The organism is Nocardiopsis listeri, from assembly GCF_020741345.1.
Lineage (GTDB): Bacteria > Actinomycetota > Actinomycetes > Streptosporangiales > Streptosporangiaceae > Nocardiopsis > Nocardiopsis listeri_A.
In genome coordinates, this window is record NZ_DYZD01000137.1 from 1 (window position 1) to 15382 (window position 15382).

The 15382-nt window shown below is 68.0% G+C and carries 16 protein-coding genes; 1 reads left to right on the forward strand and 15 read right to left on the reverse strand.

Annotation, left to right across the window (positions count from 1 at the left end):
* Positions 1–103 precede the first annotated feature (103 nt).
* The 7 genes from K8V84_RS07920 to K8V84_RS07950 all read right to left on the reverse strand — a co-directional run bounded on the left by K8V84_RS07920 (position 104) and on the right by K8V84_RS07950 (position 5930).
* Positions 104–529, reverse strand: a complete 426-nt coding sequence (locus K8V84_RS07920; protein WP_304072416.1) for a DinB family protein — start codon at positions 527–529, stop codon at positions 104–106.
* 86 nt (positions 530–615) lie between these two features.
* Complete coding sequence (locus K8V84_RS07925; RefSeq protein ID WP_304072418.1) at positions 616–1335, reverse strand: class I SAM-dependent methyltransferase; 720 nt, start codon at positions 1333–1335, stop codon at positions 616–618.
* A 131-nt stretch (positions 1336–1466) separates the two neighbouring features.
* Entirely contained in the window at positions 1467–2093 is a 627-nt protein-coding gene (locus K8V84_RS07930; protein WP_304072420.1) for an XRE family transcriptional regulator, read from the reverse strand.
* 264 nt (positions 2094–2357) lie between these two features.
* On the reverse strand, positions 2358–3014 hold the full coding sequence (locus K8V84_RS07935) for a helix-turn-helix domain-containing protein (protein WP_304072422.1): 657 nt from the start codon (positions 3012–3014) through the stop codon (positions 2358–2360).
* 139 nt (positions 3015–3153) lie between these two features.
* The gene (locus K8V84_RS07940) at positions 3154–3585 is read right to left on the reverse strand and encodes an HIT family protein (protein WP_304072425.1); all 432 of its coding nucleotides are present in this window, start codon (positions 3583–3585) and stop codon (positions 3154–3156) included.
* 64 nt (positions 3586–3649) lie between these two features.
* Entirely contained in the window at positions 3650–4858 is a 1209-nt protein-coding gene (locus tag K8V84_RS07945) for a hypothetical protein (RefSeq protein ID WP_304072428.1), read from the reverse strand.
* A 55-nt stretch (positions 4859–4913) separates the two neighbouring features.
* Complete coding sequence (locus tag K8V84_RS07950; RefSeq protein WP_304072431.1) at positions 4914–5930, reverse strand: hypothetical protein; 1017 nt, start codon at positions 5928–5930, stop codon at positions 4914–4916.
* A gap of 424 nt (positions 5931–6354) precedes the next feature.
* On the opposite strand from K8V84_RS07950, the gene K8V84_RS07955 reads away from it, so the two are divergent.
* The gene (locus tag K8V84_RS07955; protein WP_304072435.1) at positions 6355–7023 is read left to right on the forward strand and encodes a poly-gamma-glutamate hydrolase family protein; all 669 of its coding nucleotides are present in this window, start codon (positions 6355–6357) and stop codon (positions 7021–7023) included.
* 190 nt (positions 7024–7213) lie between these two features.
* Here K8V84_RS07955 and K8V84_RS07960 read toward each other — a convergent pair whose 3' ends face one another.
* The 8 genes from K8V84_RS07960 to K8V84_RS07995 all read right to left on the reverse strand — a co-directional run.
* Positions 7214–9181 carry a cation-translocating P-type ATPase gene (locus tag K8V84_RS07960; RefSeq protein WP_304072437.1) on the reverse strand — a complete coding sequence of 656 codons (1968 nt, stop codon included), beginning with the start codon at positions 9179–9181 and terminating at the stop codon, positions 7214–7216.
* Positions 9178–9555: a metalloregulator ArsR/SmtB family transcription factor gene (locus tag K8V84_RS07965; RefSeq protein ID WP_304072440.1), complete on the reverse strand. Its 378-nt coding sequence runs from the start codon at positions 9553–9555 to the stop codon at positions 9178–9180. The genes K8V84_RS07960 and K8V84_RS07965 overlap by 4 nt, the downstream gene beginning before the upstream one ends.
* 662 nt (positions 9556–10217) lie before the next feature.
* Positions 10218–10511: a hypothetical protein gene (locus K8V84_RS07970; protein WP_304072442.1), complete on the reverse strand. Its 294-nt coding sequence runs from the start codon at positions 10509–10511 to the stop codon at positions 10218–10220.
* A 351-nt stretch (positions 10512–10862) separates the two neighbouring features.
* Positions 10863–11696 (reverse strand): aldo/keto reductase, encoded by an 834-nt coding sequence (locus K8V84_RS07975; protein ID WP_304072445.1) that lies wholly within the window; start codon positions 11694–11696, stop codon positions 10863–10865.
* Between the two features lie 227 nt (positions 11697–11923).
* Positions 11924–13102 carry an MFS transporter gene (locus tag K8V84_RS07980; protein ID WP_304072447.1) on the reverse strand — a complete coding sequence of 393 codons (1179 nt, stop codon included), beginning with the start codon at positions 13100–13102 and terminating at the stop codon, positions 11924–11926.
* Entirely contained in the window at positions 13099–13845 is a 747-nt protein-coding gene (narI, locus tag K8V84_RS07985; RefSeq protein WP_304072449.1) for a respiratory nitrate reductase subunit gamma, read from the reverse strand. Before narI ends, K8V84_RS07980 begins: the two co-directional genes overlap by 4 nt.
* Entirely contained in the window at positions 13842–14498 is a 657-nt protein-coding gene (narJ, locus tag K8V84_RS07990) for a nitrate reductase molybdenum cofactor assembly chaperone (protein ID WP_304072451.1), read from the reverse strand. Before narJ ends, narI begins: the two co-directional genes overlap by 4 nt.
* Positions 14495–15382, reverse strand: an 888-nt coding sequence (locus K8V84_RS07995; RefSeq protein ID WP_369696613.1) for a 4Fe-4S dicluster domain-containing protein, incomplete at its 5' end; no start/stop codon positions are given. The genes K8V84_RS07995 and narJ, both read right to left, overlap by 4 nt.

A 15382-nucleotide genomic window follows, 5' to 3' on the forward strand; every position in this document is an offset into this window, starting at 1 on the left:
CGGGGAAGGAGGAAGAACCCACCCACCCAACAACCCCAGTGCCCTCCCCCTCACCATCATCCGCCTCACACCATTGCGCTACCTCCCAAGACAAGGTTCGGGTTCATCGTCCGGTGCTGCCGTCGATCAACTCCCGAAGGATGTCGAGGTGACCGGCATGGCGACCGGTTTCCTCGATCATGTGCACCAATGCCCACCGCATCGAAGGCGCGGACCCACCCGAGTGAGCCGGCCCTTCGATGTCCGCGCAGTCCGCAATCACCTGGTTCGCTGCGGAGATGGCTTCGCGATATCCCTGAAGGACGCTTTCCGTGCTCTTCTGCGGATCGGCTTGGAAGGTGTCCGCCCAGTCGTAGGGCTGCTCTCCGAGGAAGAGCCGGCGTTCGACATGGGTCAGGTGCTCGATGAGACCGAGCAGGTTCGTGCCGGAGGTGACCCCCGGAGCACGCACACGCTCCTCGGGCGCGTCGACGACCTTGGCCAGCGCGCTTTCGCGCAGGTAGTCCAGGAAGCCGGTGAGGACCTCCATCTCGCTCGGGCCGGTCCTGGGCGGTGGCCGGTCCGGTCGTCGGTTCGAGTCGGGCATTGGATCGTATCCCTTCACTGTCGACCGATTCACGTCGTCGAGCGACGGCGCGCCACCAACACGTTGTCGATCACCAGCGCGGTCCGGCCGTCGAAACCCTCCGGACCCTGGACGCCCTCGTTACCCCCTGCATCCCCTGCACCCTCGGGAGTCTGGGCGAGCCGGGAGCGTCGTTCGCATACGAGGGCGGACCAGTCGGCCCCCAGATCGAGCGAGTTCCACAGGTCCTCCGGCGTCGGATGGTCCTCGCGTTGCTCCCAGGACCAGGGAGCACTGGAACCGTGGTCGATGACGATCAGCAGCCCGCCCTCGACCACCGAGTCCGAGACACGGCGCAGGACGGCGTCGCGGTCGATGTCCGTCGGGGTGTGAAAGTAGTTGGCGTAGACCAGATCCCACGCCTCGGGTTCGGGCACCGAGAGGGCCAAATCGTGGTGCCGCGTGCTCAGGCGGTCGACCAGGCCGGCTCTGCGAGCGCGTTCGTTCAGTGTGGCCAGCACGTGTTCCGAGATGTCCACAGCGGTGACGTGCCATCCCCTGGCGGCCGTCCACATTGCGTCTCCTCCACGACCGCAGGCGAGTTCGAGTGCCCTACGGGTGCCCGTGGTCGGTGTTACGAGGGTCGGATCCTCCATCAGCGCGGTGAAGGCCGGGCTCGGTCCGGGTTCCGGTGAGGAGGGATCCTCGTCGCGGTAGCGGCCTTCCCAGAACTCACGGTTGGACGAGAGCGGAGCGGTTTTTGATTCCATGTCGCCATGGTGGGCGCGCCCGGGGCCCGAAAGCACACTCCTGTGCAGATGTGCAAAGAAGCAGATCTACAAAGAACCCGCCCACACCGAACCGTTCAGCTCTCGTGTCGGTTCTCGTATCGACCCTCGGGTCAGCTCTCGTGCAGACGGACGCGTTCACCCTGGGTTCCGAAGACCGCGATGACCTCGGCGGGCTCCCGTTCGGCGGGGTTGCCGATCCAGTGCGGCGTACGGGTGTCGAACTCGATGGCCTCCCCCGCCTGCAGCAAGAGGTCCTCTTCGGTGCCCAGGACCAGCCGAACGGTTCCCGAGAGTACGTAGAACCACTCGTGTCCTTCGTGAGTGCGCATGCCGGGCGTCGGAAGGGTTCGGGCGGGTGGATAGACGACCTTGTAGGCCTGGACCCCACCGGCGCGCCGGATGAGCGGGACGAACGTCAGGCCGAAGCGGCGCACCGGGTGCAGGTGCACGCGCGGATCGCCCACCCGGGGCGCGTTCACGAGTTCGTCGATCGGGAGCCGATGGACCCGGGAGAGCGGCAGCAACTGTCCCAGGTTGGGCTGAACCCGGCCGGTCTCCAGCCGCGAGAGGGTACTCGGGGTGATCCCGGTCAGCTGCGCCAGTTCGGTCAGGGTCAGGACCGCCTGCTTACGGAGACGCCGCAACCGGACACCCACGTCGTCGAGCACAACTTGATCGCCGTTCCGATCAGTGCCTTCGGGATCTTCGAGGGCTTCCGAAGCTTCTGGTTCGCTCATCGGTTCATCTTCACTCATCGGTTCAGCGGAATTCGACCCGACCGAACATGGGGCGACTTCTAAGCCCGGTGGGACCAGACATCCGGCCCGACCTCCTTGACCAGCGCCGATGATCCCACTTGGACCCATGCCGCCAACGCCGCCACCTGTATCCGCACGCATCTGTTGCCCGTACCGGACGCGGCCCCCGACGCGACGTCGACGATGGAGCACGACGGCTACCGGGGCTCCGTCCGCATCGAAGCCACCCGTGGATCAACGGGTTCATCGAGCGCGGCCGAGGCCGACAGGGGCAGTTTCTCCGCATCCGCGGATCCGGCTTCCGGGTGATACACGACGAGTTGCAGGGTCTTCGCGCCGTCGATAGTCAGCCGCTCCCTGTGGCGTGCCCAAAGGTCGCGGAACCGGGGACTGGCCAGGGACAGCGAAGTACTCGGTGGCGTTCGCCCACTCCGGGTACAGGTCCTGCTCGGTCGGGTCGAGGAACATGTCCCGTAGCTGGTTGCCTCCCACGACGAGGCGAGGATCGAGGGTGGCGGCGAGGCTGTTCGCGGCCAGGACGTCGGGGTACCGCCCCTCGATGAAGGACGGGAGGTCGAGGGTGTTCAGGAGCTTGAGCACGCCGAACGGCACCGTCTCCTTGCGCGGCCTACGAGTGCGTTTGCGCGGCGTCTCGACGACCAGGCTCGACAGACGGGCGAAATGGGCGTCGTCGAGTTGCAAGACGTGCGCGATCGACTCCAGCACCTGCGTCGACGGGTTGCGATCGCGCCCCCGTTCCAACCGCAGGTGGTGGTCCGCGCTGATGCCGGCGAGCATGGCGACCTCTTCGCGCCGCAGGCCGGGCACACGCCGCACTCCGTGGTCGGGGATACCGGCCTGCTCGGGCGTGAGCAGGCCGCGCCGGGCACGCAGGAACACGCTCGATGCGAAAGCCTGGCTGGAACCACACCTTCGGCTTCGCCACGATCCCATGTTCGGCCCTCGAAGCAGCGGCACGCAGAGTGGCGCTGAGCGAGCGGACAAGAACAGCATCCAAGCTCGCCCAGAACCATCCCGGTCAGTCCTGGGGTGGGACGGCGTGGGGGAATCCCAACTCTTGGAGAGCGGTACGCAACCGCTCGGCCGCCGCCTCCAGGACGCTCCGGTCCTCTTCCACCTCCACCGTGGTGAAGTCGAAATCGGACAGGTCCCAGACCGGCGCCACGTGGATGTGCATGTGCGGAACCTCGAAGCCCGCGATCACCATCCCGGCGCGAGGCGCGTCCCAGGCCGTTCGCACACCCTGACCGATCGCCTGGGACACCTCCATACACCTGGTCAGCAGCGCGGGCTCGATCTCGGTCCAGCGATCGACTTCTGCTCGCGGGACGACCAGGGTGTGACCCGGGCGGAGCGGGGCGATGGACAGGAAGGCCACGACCTCGGGGTCCTTCCAGACGAAGTGCCCGGGAAGCTCACCGGCGATGATCTTCGAGAACAGGGTCGACATGGGGATGGCCCTTCTTGTACGCGGTGGGTGGGGTGTCCGAGGTTCGGCCAGGGGCTTCGGTCGCTCATTCGAGACCGATCCCGTACTCGTCGATCAGTGGGCGGATCCACGCGTCGAATTCCTGGTCCGGCCGCACTTCCCAAACGCGCGGGACGGTGACCTCGAACTCGGATTCGACCCAGGCGCGGAACCGGGCGTGGGCCTCCTTGGAGTCCTGCCCATCGCTCTCGTCCTCATCATCGAACGCATCGGGTTCGGCCCCGAAGGCGTAATCGACGAATTCGGGGTAGCCGATCGCGACCAGCCTCAGGAAGTCGACGGGGTCGTTCGCGAGGCGGAGCGCTGCGTCCCCCTCGGAGGACAACCCCACGAAGCGAGGCGCGCCGGAGTCGTCGAACCAGAGCAGGGCCAGGCCACCGGATCCATCGGTCTCCGCGATCGGGACGAGACGTTCGGCACCGGGTGCGTCGGGGTCCAGCCAACCTCGAATCGACAAGTTCGCCGAGAACACCGGACCGAGCTGGGATTCCCCCGGGTATGGGGTCAGGAACGGGTTTCCCTTGGCGTCCTCGCCCGACCACCCCTGTGACTCCATGAACGACCACGCGCGACCGAGCTCCGCGGGAAGGGTCGTCTTTGCCGGAAGGTCCGCGGCCAACTGTTCCTCCACCGCCGAGGCCTGCGGCTCTCCGCCCACCATGTCGAAGACGGCGTCCTCGACGGCGGCGCGGGAAAGGACCAGGAAGGTCACCATGAACCGCAGTTCCTTGTCGCCCTGGCCACTGATCAGGGCGACGTAGCGCTCCTCTCGCCGCCAGACCGGGACGGACCTGTGATTGAGCGTCGTGAGGACGACGTCGAGGACCGTGCAGGCGTGGGGGTCGTCCGAGACCTGGATGACGGAGGGCTCTCCCCAGGCCTCACGTGCCGCGCGCTCCATCGCGTTCGCGACCGGTTCGGCCTGCTCCAGGACAGTGGCGTGGTGCTCGCCTGTGGGGTCATCGAAGAAGTCCGGGCTGCGGAGCAACTCGATCTCGTGCAGGTCGACATCGTCGCTGGAGGTGATGGAGATGTCGCCGATGCGGTGTTCGAAGGGGGTGTCCTCACCCGTGTGCCAGGGTTCGACGAGCATCAGCTCGGTCGCCTCGATCGCCTGTTCGGGTGAGGCGTCGGCGAACACCTCGAACAGGGGCTTCCCCTGATCGTCGGCGGCAGCCTCTGCGAGCCGGTCTCCGAACCCGTCTTCGCTTGCGGAAAAGTCCTTCGTCGACACCGCTTGTCCTTCCGGTTCGGTGAGGTTTCGGCCGCACGGGTGGCTTCTGTGGATCTCAGCGCCCAGACCACGACGGGTACACGATATCGGCGCCCCTCGGCTGCGGTGGGTCGTCGATGCGTTGTTCGCATTGCTCCGCCCGGTCGATGCGCGGGGCATGCGTTGGGAGATCGAGGAGGCCGACCATACGTGGTGCGCGGACCCATGCCGCGGACTCCCTCGCCCGATCGGGATGACAGCGTGGACATGGGCCGAGATCCTCATGGGTCGCGGTGGCCGGATTGAAGCGAATGACGTGTCGGCGCTGCTCATGGCAGGAACGGTTCCCGCGATGCTCGGGCGGCGCCGGTTCGGTGTCGGGCAGAGCCTGGTCGAGCACACAGATCAGGGCGTCGGCGGTCGGTGCCGGGGTTTCCTCGACCAGGATGACCGGCGCGGGGTCGGGGAGGCTTTCGCACTGGTGGCCCTGCTCGCGGCGCGGGCGGGGCACCTTCGGTGCGGGAGGTCCGGGCAGGCCGCCGGGGGTGCGGTCGCGGGTGATGCGGATCGGTAACGCCTGGGCCGGATAGTCGGGTCGGCAACCGGTGGTCAGGACCGCGTACAGCGACATCGTGGTCTCGTGATCCGACCGAAGCCATTCCAGGAGTTCGGTGGGGCCGATGGCGTCGTCGTCGAGGTCGCCCACTGCGGCGAGCGCGGTGGGCGGATGCCCCAGGACCAGGCGGCGATCGATCCCCCGCACCTGGGAGTCCCCGTGGTTCGTGTTTCTCGGTCGGGGGTCGGCTCGCGCGCCCTCCTCCCCCTCCCCTTGTTCTTGTGTGTGGGTGTTCTTGTGGTCGGTCTTCTTAGGTGTGCGATCATCCTCCGTTGGGTCATCCACTTTCGGAAAACCACACTTAGGTTCTGACCTGCGATTTTGCAGGGATACGAAATCCTTCCCCGTCATGGAGCGGGCGAGTTCGGCGACCACCCAATGGGCCGTTCCCAGGCGTCCCGGTCGATCACGGGTGCGGTGGCGACGCAGGTAGCCGGAGACCTCCAATTCCTTGCGGCCGGAGCGGCCCGAGGCCACGCCTTCGGGGAAGTGGTGGCGAACTGCTTTTCGGTGACGCCCCACCCCTGGCGGTGCGAAACGATAAAGGCGAGAAGACCGCGGGCCTTGTAGGAAAAACGCACGTCGCGGAGCGCGGCGTCGGCCCCGATGGTGAGGCGGTCCCCGCCGAACTCGCCTCGGGTGATGGTCGCGTAGCTCACGGCGTCACCCCTTTGAGGAGGTGGAACATGAGCGCGACGCGCGAAACAGCTCCCGTGTTTCGGGCACGGGATACCGTGGGTCCATACATCTGGGTACGCTAGGCCGACACCCGCTAGACGTAACACGACGCTCCCACGGAACTCCGCCGTGGGGGCGTCTCGTTTTCACCTGAAGGTCATGGTCCGCCGAACCACCGACCCGTAGCATGTCCTCCGCAATCGCCCCGCTCGGAAGGACCCGCATGATCGTCAGGACCGCCGCTGTGACCACCACATCCCTTCTCGTCATCTCGTTGGCTCCTGCGACTCCGGCCCTCGCGGCCGAAGACACCTACTCCAGCTACGCCGAACTCGCCGCCAACGAGACCGAGGGCACCGATTACCGGCGTTCCACCCGAGAGGGTGAGACCGACGTCGCCCACATCGCCATCCACGGCGGCGGTATCGAACGCCCCACCACCGAACTCGCCGACAGCGCCGCCCAGGCCGGTGACCACGCCTTCGCCACGTTCGAGGGGATCAAGTCGACCGGCAACAGCGTCCTGCACATCACCTCCACCAACTTCGACGAGCCCATGACCGTCGACATCGTCGCCGACTCCGACCACACCGTCTCCTGGCACGGAGCCGCCGGCGACGAGGCGCTCACCTACGTGGGCGGCCTGGACACCGATCTGCGTGACGCGGTGCGCGAGGAACTGCGCGATGCCGGGTTCGATGCCCCGAGCACCATCCCCGATCACCTCAAGGGCGAGAGCCCCGACAACATCGCCAACCGCAACGCGAGTGGCGAGGGCGTCCAACTCGAACTCACCCGCGGCCAGCGCGACGAGCTCATGGTCGACCGCACCCCCACCGACGCCTTCGACGACTACATCGCCGCCGTCGAAAGGGCCGTCGCCCAGCGCTGACCCGGCTCAACCGTTGTCCGAAGTGTTGGGGTCACTCGCCCCTCAACGGCTTGCCGAAGACGGAAAGGGCGGAGTTCGCACAGCTTCCTGCTGTCACTGGTGTCGATGCGAAAGCACTGGTCAGGGGCGGGCAGAGCCTGGGCGGGCGGCGGGTGGCCCTGCACCGGCGGCGTGCGAACATCCGCCCATCTCATACCGTCGAGGGGTGCGTTTCGCGCACGGGCGCGGTCTCGGAGGAGCCCACGCCCAGCCGGCGAGTGCGTGCGGCGCGGATACCGTTGCCGATGACCACCACCTCGGCCACCTCGTGCACCAGCACCACCGCGGCCAGCCCGAGGATTCCGAACAACGCCAAGGGCATCAAGCCGATGATGATGGCCAGCGACAACCCCACGCTCTGCCACATGATCGCCCGGGAGCGGCGGGCGTGCGCCAGCACCCGGGGCAGGTGGCGCAGGTCCTCTCCCATCAGCGCGACGTCGGCGGTCTCGATGGCCACGTCCGTGCCCATCGCCCCCATCGCGATCCCCAGGTCGGCGGTGGCCAGAGCCGGGGCGTCGTTGACCCCGTCGCCCACCATCGCCACCGGGCCGTGGGTGCGAAGTTCACCGACGAGACGGGACTTGTCCTCGGGCCCCAGCTCGGCATGCACTTCACCCTGATCGATGCCCGCCTCGGCGGCCAGCGCGGCGGCGGTGGCGTGGTTGTCGCCGGTGAGCATCGCGACCCGGTAGCCCGCTTCGTGCAGGGACGCGACGACTTCTGCGGCTTCGGGGCGCAGTTCGTCGCGGACCGCGACGGCGCCGATCAAGATGCCATCGTCTTCGACCAGGACGGCGGTGGCACCCGCGTGCTGGATGCGCTTCACGTCCTCGGTCAAGGGCCCGGGGGTGATCCAGCCCGGTCGACCCAGCCGCACGCTACGACCGTCCAGAACACCGGTGAGCCCGGCTCCGGTGACCGCTTGGACCGGCTCGGCCCGCTTCGGGGCGGGGGCTGCGGCCAAGATGGCGCGGGCGAGCGGGTGTTCGCTGCGCTCCTCCAAGGCGGCGGCCACCGCCAGCACCTGCTCGGCGGTGCGCCCCGAGGCCGGTACGGTCTCGATCACGGTCGGGCGGTTACGAGTCAGGGTGCCGGTCTTGTCCAAGGCCACGGTCTTGATGTGACCCATGGCTTCCAAGGCGGCTCCGCCCTTGACCAGGGTGCCGTGCTTGGCGGCCGCACCGATCGCGGCGACCACGGTCACCGGCACCGAGATGGCCAGTGCGCACGGGGAAGCGGCCACCAGCACCACCAGCGCACGTTCGATCCACATCAGCGGGTCGCCGAACAGGGACCCCAGGGCTGCGATGAGTACGGCGGCGACCATCACCCCGGGTACCAGGGGCGCGGCGATGCGGTCGGCCAGGCGCTGTCCGGCGCCCTTGCGGGACTGTTCGGCCTCCACGATGGACACGATGCGGGCCAGGGAGTTGTCGGCGGCGGTGGTGGTCACGGCCACTTCCAGCACGCCGGTGCCGTTGATGGAACCGGCGAACACCTCGTTGCCGGGACCGGCCTCCATGGGGACGGACTCACCGGTGATGGCGGAGGTGTCCAGACTGGCGTGCCCGGAGGCGATACGACCGTCGGTGGCCAGGCGTTCCCCAGGGCGCACCACCAGCGTGTCGCCCACGACCAGATCGGCCGGGTCCACGGTTTGCTCGGTTCCCTCACGCAGCACCCGGGCCTGGTCGGGGGCCAGATCCAGCAGGGCGCGCAGGCCGCGCCGGGTTCGGGCCACGGAGTACTCCTCCAGCCCTTCGGCGATGGTGTAGAGCACCGCCAGCATCGCGGCCTCGCCCAGCTCGCCCAGCAGCACCGCGCCCACGGCGGCGATGGTCATCAGCGTGCCCACGCCGATCCTGCCCTGGGCCAGGCGGCGCACGGTGGAAGGGACGAACGTCCACCCCGCGACGGCCAGGGCGGCGACCTTGAGCACCGACCCCACCAGGTCGGGACCCCCGACCCAGCCCGCGCCGTACCCTGCCGACAGGAGCAGTGCGGCCACGGCGGCGAAGCGGATCTCGCTCACCCGCCACAGCGTTTCCGGCTCCGGCGCCTCGGCCTCGCCGCTACTGCGGGGCTCGTCTCCACCACATCCGCACGCGTCACTCACCGCGCACCTCCGTCATCATGGCTGTCGGTCCCGTAGTTGGGGCACAGCGCGACCGCGTTCCCGGTCGCGGCCAGCAGGACCTCGGCCGAGGCCAACAGCTCCAGCAACTCGGGGCGGGTCAGGGAGTAGAACACCTGGCGCCCCTCGGGGCGCCCCTCGACCAGGTGACAGTCGCGCAGGCACGCCACGTGCGCCGAGACCGTGGACTGGGCCAGTCCCAGCCGGGCCACCAGATCGGCCACGCGTGCCTCGCCCTCGGCCAGGCGGCGCACGATGGCCAGCCGGGTGGCGTCGGAGAGACTGTGGAAGAGGGCTTCGGCGGCGCCCATGCCCTCGGTCGAGGCCGGGCACCCATCCGCATCATTCATCGCCATAAGGCGATCATATCCGACATGGACGATGATGAGGGTGTGGTTCTCACCGCGCACCGCCTTGAGCACCGTTCAGGCCCCTCAAGGCACAGCTCCGGTCGACGACGACCACCCTCTGCCGAAGAAGGACCCCTCGGAGCGGTCAGGTTCCACCCGATCGGCGACCCGAACGAGATCGCGACCGTCCTCGCTCCGCCGGCAGACTCCCCTGCTGCGACCCTCGTGTGCGCGTGTACGTCATGGTGACGGTGGAGGGCGTTTTCCAAAGAGACCCGCCCCGGTGGGTGGTGGGGACGCCCCTCTCCTCATGGTCGTGGCACCGGAGACGGCCGCCCCATCCCTATCCGCGTAAGGTTCACAGCCAATGACCTGCGATAACACAAGTGGGGCGCGGTCACGGCCGTGGGGTCTCGGTGCACGGTCCGAAAAGGGGACCTTCTCAGGAGGGCGGGAAGCGCGCCGTGAAGACGTGCTCTTCGTGGACACCGACCGCCAGAGCCACGGCCACGTTGGCCACCGGAGATGTTCGGTTACGTGAAGGGCCCCGCCCGTCGGTATCGAGCCAGGCCCTTGCGCGGAAGACTATTTCGAGGTCAAGGTACCCGACCTTTGATAAGCGCCGGCGGCACCCTCCCCGGCGATGTCGCGCACCGGCAGAGTCGTGCTCACAACGCTCGCGGGGTCTTCAGTTCCGGTTCGTTCTCATCTTCGAACTCGAAGCTGAAGTAGACGGTCAAGACATAGGGGTCGTCCTCTCCGAGCAACTCGTCCCACGCCGCGTCGAGCAGGTGCACACTCTGCTCGTTCGCCCACAGTTGCGCTTTGCGAAAAACCTCGGCGTTGGTTTTTCCGAAGAACATCTTGCGGGCGGTCGGGTGGACCTGGGATTCGGCGGCGGAGTCATCGAAGTCCGCTGGGACCTCGATGCAGAGTTCAGGATCAATTGCCATGGCGGTCATCCTGGCAGTGTTCCGCTCTGACGGCCACTCCGCCATTCTCCGACCCCGTAACGCACGGCAGACCGATAGGCGCGCCTCGAAGCCGCGGTGTGGTTTGAGCTGAATCTGCCGTATCGGTACTTTCGTGGCTTCCTCAGAGGACCACACGATCAGGGCATCCACGCCCGGGTTCCCCGATATCGCAATACCTTGGCTTGCGATCGCCTGTCGCCTCTGGTCCGGAACATGCACCCACACCTCGCGTCGAGCACGCTGCGCCGGCTGATCGGCGCGATCTACGAGGCCTTCTCACTCAACCGCATCGTGCCCCGCATGCCCTTGGGTCGGGCCCGACCCCGTACACGTCTTGCCTCAGAACTCCTCGTACGTGGCGGGGTCCTGGCCCGCCAGGCGACCGTCAAGGCGTCCCAATTGCGTGATCGCCGCGACCTCGGTGTCGGTGAGGGTGACATCGAGCGCGCCGAGGTTCTCGACCTGACGTTCGTCGGAGGCGGCTTTCGGCAACGGGATGGCGCCACGCGCGATCTGCCAGGCGAGCACCACCTGCCCGGGTGTGGCGTCATGGTCCCTGGCGATCGCGCCGATGTCGTCACGATCGAGCAGGTCGTTGCCGCGCCCGAGCGGACTCCACGCCTGGGTGAGGATGCCGCGCTCGGAGTCGTAGGCGAGCTGTTCGGCCTGGGGGAAGTACGGGTGCAGCTCGATCTGGTTGACGTCGGGTAGTACGCCGGTGCGCTTCTGGAGGGTTTCGAGGTGTTCGGGCAGGAAGTTGCAGACACCGATCGCGCGGACGAGGCCACGCTCTCGTGCTTCGATCAGCGCCTCCCACGCCTGCACGTACAGTCCCTGCTTCGGATTCGGCCAGTGGATGAGGTAGAGGTCGAGGTGGTCGAGCCCGGTCCGGTAGACGCTCTCCTCGATCGAGCGCATGGCCTTGTCATGCTCCTGGTGCCGACCCGGGAGCTTCGAGGTGACGATCAGGCTGTCGCGGTCGACGCCCGATGCGCGAACCGCACGGCCCACCGCGCCCTCGTTCTCGTAGTTGAAGGCCGAGTCGAGCAGGGTGTACCCCTTGGCGATCGCACGGGAGATCCCGTCGACGCCTTCCGCTCCGTTGAGCTTGTACGTACCGAACCCGAGCCCCGGCAGTGTGAGGCCCGAGTGCGAGGTGTGCGTGGTGGTCATGCGTCCCCCTGTTTCTGGTCGTGTCCTGTGTATCGGGCGTTACCCATCACGGCACGGTTCAGGCGTCGTCCCGGCGTGGCGGACCCCGGCCATCACTTTCGACCGCAGAATCAGTCGCCCGCACGGCAATGCCCGCACCGCATGAACACTCCCCGGTTCCGGCGGACCACGGATTCCGCATCCAGATCATGGGGGCGGTGGGCGACGATCCACCCACCGCCCCGAACTCACACGGCCTCGACCTTGGGGCGGTCGCGGAAGGCCACACCGGTGTAGACCGCCGTTCCCAACGCGACCGCGGCCAGCAGGACGAACCCGAAGGCGTAGGCCCCCGAAGCCTGGAACACCACACCCATGACCAGCGGCGGGAAGTACCCGCCCAGACCACCGGCGGCTCCCACGAGCCCGGTGACGGTACCGACCCGGGCCGGTTCCACCAGCTGCGCGACCAGGGCGAACACTCCCCCGGTGCCCAGTCCGAGAAAGGCCGCCATCAGTACGAACACCGTCCCGGCCGCCAACTCCGCCGGTGGCTGGAAGACCAGCGCACCCGCCATGAGCGTGGTCCCCACGAAGGACACCATGCACACCCGCACCGGGCCGACCTTGTCGGACAGGATGCCGCCCAACGGCCTGGCCACGACGGCGACCAGGGCGAACCCGGCGGTGCGCAGGCCCGCCTCGGTCCGGGCGAACCCGTAGGCGTTGTGCAGCAGGGTCGGCAGGTAGGTCGAAAAGGCCACGAACCCACCGAAGGCCACCGCGTACAGCAGGATGTTCTGCCAGGTCGCCTTCAGACCGAGGGCGCCACGCAGGCGCGGCATCAACGGGTCGGTGGAGGGCTCCCATCCGGGCGGGTTACGGCACACCACCAGCACGAGCACACCCATCAGGACCAGCGCCAGGGCCATGACCATGTGCGTGCCCATCAACCCGATCGTGTCGGCCAGGTACGGGGTGCACAACGCCGACAGCGCCGTTCCTCCCATCCCCGCACCGAACACACCGGTGGCGAACCCGCGCTTCTCGGCGGAGTGCCAGCGGCTGACGAACGGCACGCCCACGGCGAAGGAGGTTCCCGCGATGCCCAGGAAGAACCCCAGGACCAGCAGCATCGGGTAGGAATCCCCGGCGAAGCCGAGCAGCAGCACCGGTACCACGGAGACGAAGGAGACCGCGGCCATCATCACCCGGCCGCCGTAGCGGTCGGTCAGCGCACCGACGGGGATCCGTCCCAGGGCCCCGATCAGCACGGGAAAGGCGATCAACACGGAGGTCTGGGTGGGGCTCAGGTCCAGGCGCGCGGCGTAGCCGGGCGCCAGGGGCGCGATGAGGTTCCACGCCCAGAACATGAGCGCGAACGCCGCCGTGGCCAGGACGAGGTTGGTTCTGGCTCCGCTGTTCATGGCATCCGGCTCCCGTCCTCCACGTTCTCCCAACCTCGCCGACCGCGGCGCTCACCCATTTGTGTGTCCCGCGACCGGTACAGCACGTAGGGCCGCCACAGGTAGCCGAGCGGTGCGCTGAACACGTGCACCAGGCGGGTGAACGGCCACAGGGCGAACAGTGCGAAGGCGGAGAGGGCGTGCGCCTGGAAGGTGAGCGGGGCCGCGGCCATCAGGTCCGGGTGCGGGTCCAGGAGGAACAGCCCGCGGAACCAGATCGACACCCCTGCCCGGTAGTCGTAGTGACCGATGATGTTGCCGACGATGGTGTTGGCCATGCCGGTGACGATCACCAGGCCGAGCCCGACGTACATGAGCTTGTCCATCCGGCTGGTGGCCCGGAAGACCGGCCCGACCAGGCGTCGGCGCAGGATGAGCAGGGTCAGTCCCACGACCACCGCGATCCCGGCGACCAGGCCGAGTCCGACGGCCATGACGTGGTAGAGCTCGTCGGTCACGCCCACGGCCGCGGTCCACGACTTGGGGATGAGCAGGCCGACGACGTGGCCGCCGATGACGGCGAGCATGCCGAAGTGGAACAGGGGGCTGCCCCAGCGCAGCAGTCGGCTCTCGTAGAGCTGGGTGGACAAGGTGGTCCAGCCGAACTTGTCGTAGCGGTAGCGCCAGTAGTGACCGACGAGGAAGACCGCCATGCAGGCGTAGGGGACGATGACCCACAACACCGTTTCGAGTGCGGTGTTCACGAGTGCACGCTCCTGGTTTGCGGAGGTGGGAAGGGGGCGAGACCGACTTCTTCGGCGGGTGGCCCCTCGGCCACGAGTCGGGCGACCTTGTCGTCGATCCGGTCGGTCTTGGGCGGCAGGGTGGCGTTGATCGCCGTGACCGCGCCCGTGTAGGGGGAGTCGGCGTCGCGCAGGGCCAGGTGCAGCAGTTCCAGCCCGGCCCGGTACCGGTTCAGCAGGCGCGTGCCGCCGGCGGGATCGACCGTGGCGGCGAACTCCAGGACCACGCACAGGTGGTCGGGGAGTTCGTCCTCGTCCAGGAGGAAGCCGGCCCTGCGGTAGGCGTTGGAGAAGGACAGCAGGGCGGCGCCGCGGTTGCGGGTGTCTCCGTGGGCGTAGTAGGTCAGGTGCAGGCACGAACGCCGGTGCAGGTCGAAGGTGCCGACGTAGGTTTCGGCGAGTTCGGGTGGCGGGGTCGAGGCGAGCCACGCGATCACCCCGAGCAGGTCCGTGCGCGGCGGGTCGGGCAGTTCCTCGGCCGCCTGTCGCAGCATCGGCAGGTCGGCCAGGAGCCGCTCGTCGGGGTGGGCCAGCACCAGGGCGGCGATCCTGTGGGTCAGTGCGCGTTGCCGGTCGCTGATGGGGTGGCGTTTGAGCGCCTTGAACAGGCTCATGCGTGTTCCCCCGACCGACGGACCGAGGGCATCGGCAGTGAGACCCCGCCTCCGGTGAGCGGGCCGCCCTTGTCCGGTCCACCGGCGCCGGGGCCGCCCATGCCGGGTCCACCCTCGGTGTCCAGGCTGCATCCGGTGGCGAAGGCCTCCAGGGAGTGCGCCTGTTCGGTGTGCGCGGGCGGGATGACGTAGCGGTCCTCGTACTTGGCGAGTGCGAGCAGCCGGTACATGTCGTACACGCTCTCGCCGTCCATTCCCACGGCCTGGGGAATGCGTTCGTCGGTCTCCCGGCCGAGGTTGATGTCGCGCATGTAGGAACGCATCGCGGCGAGGCGGCGCAGTGAGTCGGTGACGGGTCCGGTGTCTCCTGCGGTGAAGAGTTCGGCCAGGTACTCGATGGGGATGCGCAGGCTCTCGATGGCCGCGAAGAGGTTGTCGCGGTCCTCGGCGTCCTGGCCCGTCTCGGACACGGCGTCCACGACCGGGGACAGCGGCGGAATGTACCAGACCATGGGCATGGTGCGGTACTCCGGGTGCAGGGGCAGCGCCACCCGGTACTCGTTGATGAGCGAATAGATGGGCGAGCGTTGGGCCGCCTCGATCCAGTCGCGGGGGATGCCCTCCTTCTCCGCGGCCCGGACGACCTCGGGGTCGTCGGGGTCCAAGATCAGGTCGCGCTGGGCCCGCAGGAGTTCATGGTCGTCCTCCACCGAGGCGGCGGGCAGCACGGCGTCCATGTCGTAGAAGACCAGGCCCAGGTAGCGCAGCCGGCCCACGCACGTCTCGGCGCACACCGTGGGCATCCCGACCTCGATGCGCGGGTAGCAGAACGTACATTTCTCGGCCTTGCCGGTGCGGTGGTTGAAGTAGATCTTCTTGTAGGG

Bases quoted from the DNA above. Each gene is read 5' to 3' on its own strand.
- K8V84_RS07975 (WP_304072445.1), bottom strand. From the start codon at position 11,696: ATGACCACCACGCACACCTCGCACTCGGGCCTCACACTGCCGGGGCTC.
- K8V84_RS07940 (WP_304072425.1), bottom strand. From the start codon at position 3,585: ATGTCGACCCTGTTCTCGAAGATCATCGCCGGTGAGCTTCCCGGGCAC.
- K8V84_RS07955 (WP_304072435.1), top strand. From the start codon at position 6,355: ATGATCGTCAGGACCGCCGCTGTGACCACCACATCCCTTCTCGTCATC.
- K8V84_RS07980 (WP_304072447.1), bottom strand. From the start codon at position 13,102: ATGAACAGCGGAGCCAGAACCAACCTCGTCCTGGCCACGGCGGCGTTC.
- K8V84_RS07970 (WP_304072442.1), bottom strand. From the start codon at position 10,511: ATGACCGCCATGGCAATTGATCCTGAACTCTGCATCGAGGTCCCAGCG.
- K8V84_RS07930 (WP_304072420.1), bottom strand. From the start codon at position 2,093: ATGAGCGAACCAGAAGCTTCGGAAGCCCTCGAAGATCCCGAAGGCACT.
- K8V84_RS07965 (WP_304072440.1), bottom strand. From the start codon at position 9,555: ATGGCGATGAATGATGCGGATGGGTGCCCGGCCTCGACCGAGGGCATG.
- K8V84_RS07925 (WP_304072418.1), bottom strand. From the start codon at position 1,335: ATGGAATCAAAAACCGCTCCGCTCTCGTCCAACCGTGAGTTCTGGGAA.
- narJ (WP_304072451.1), bottom strand. From the start codon at position 14,498: ATGAGCCTGTTCAAGGCGCTCAAACGCCACCCCATCAGCGACCGGCAA.
- K8V84_RS07920 (WP_304072416.1), bottom strand. From the start codon at position 529: ATGGAGGTCCTCACCGGCTTCCTGGACTACCTGCGCGAAAGCGCGCTG.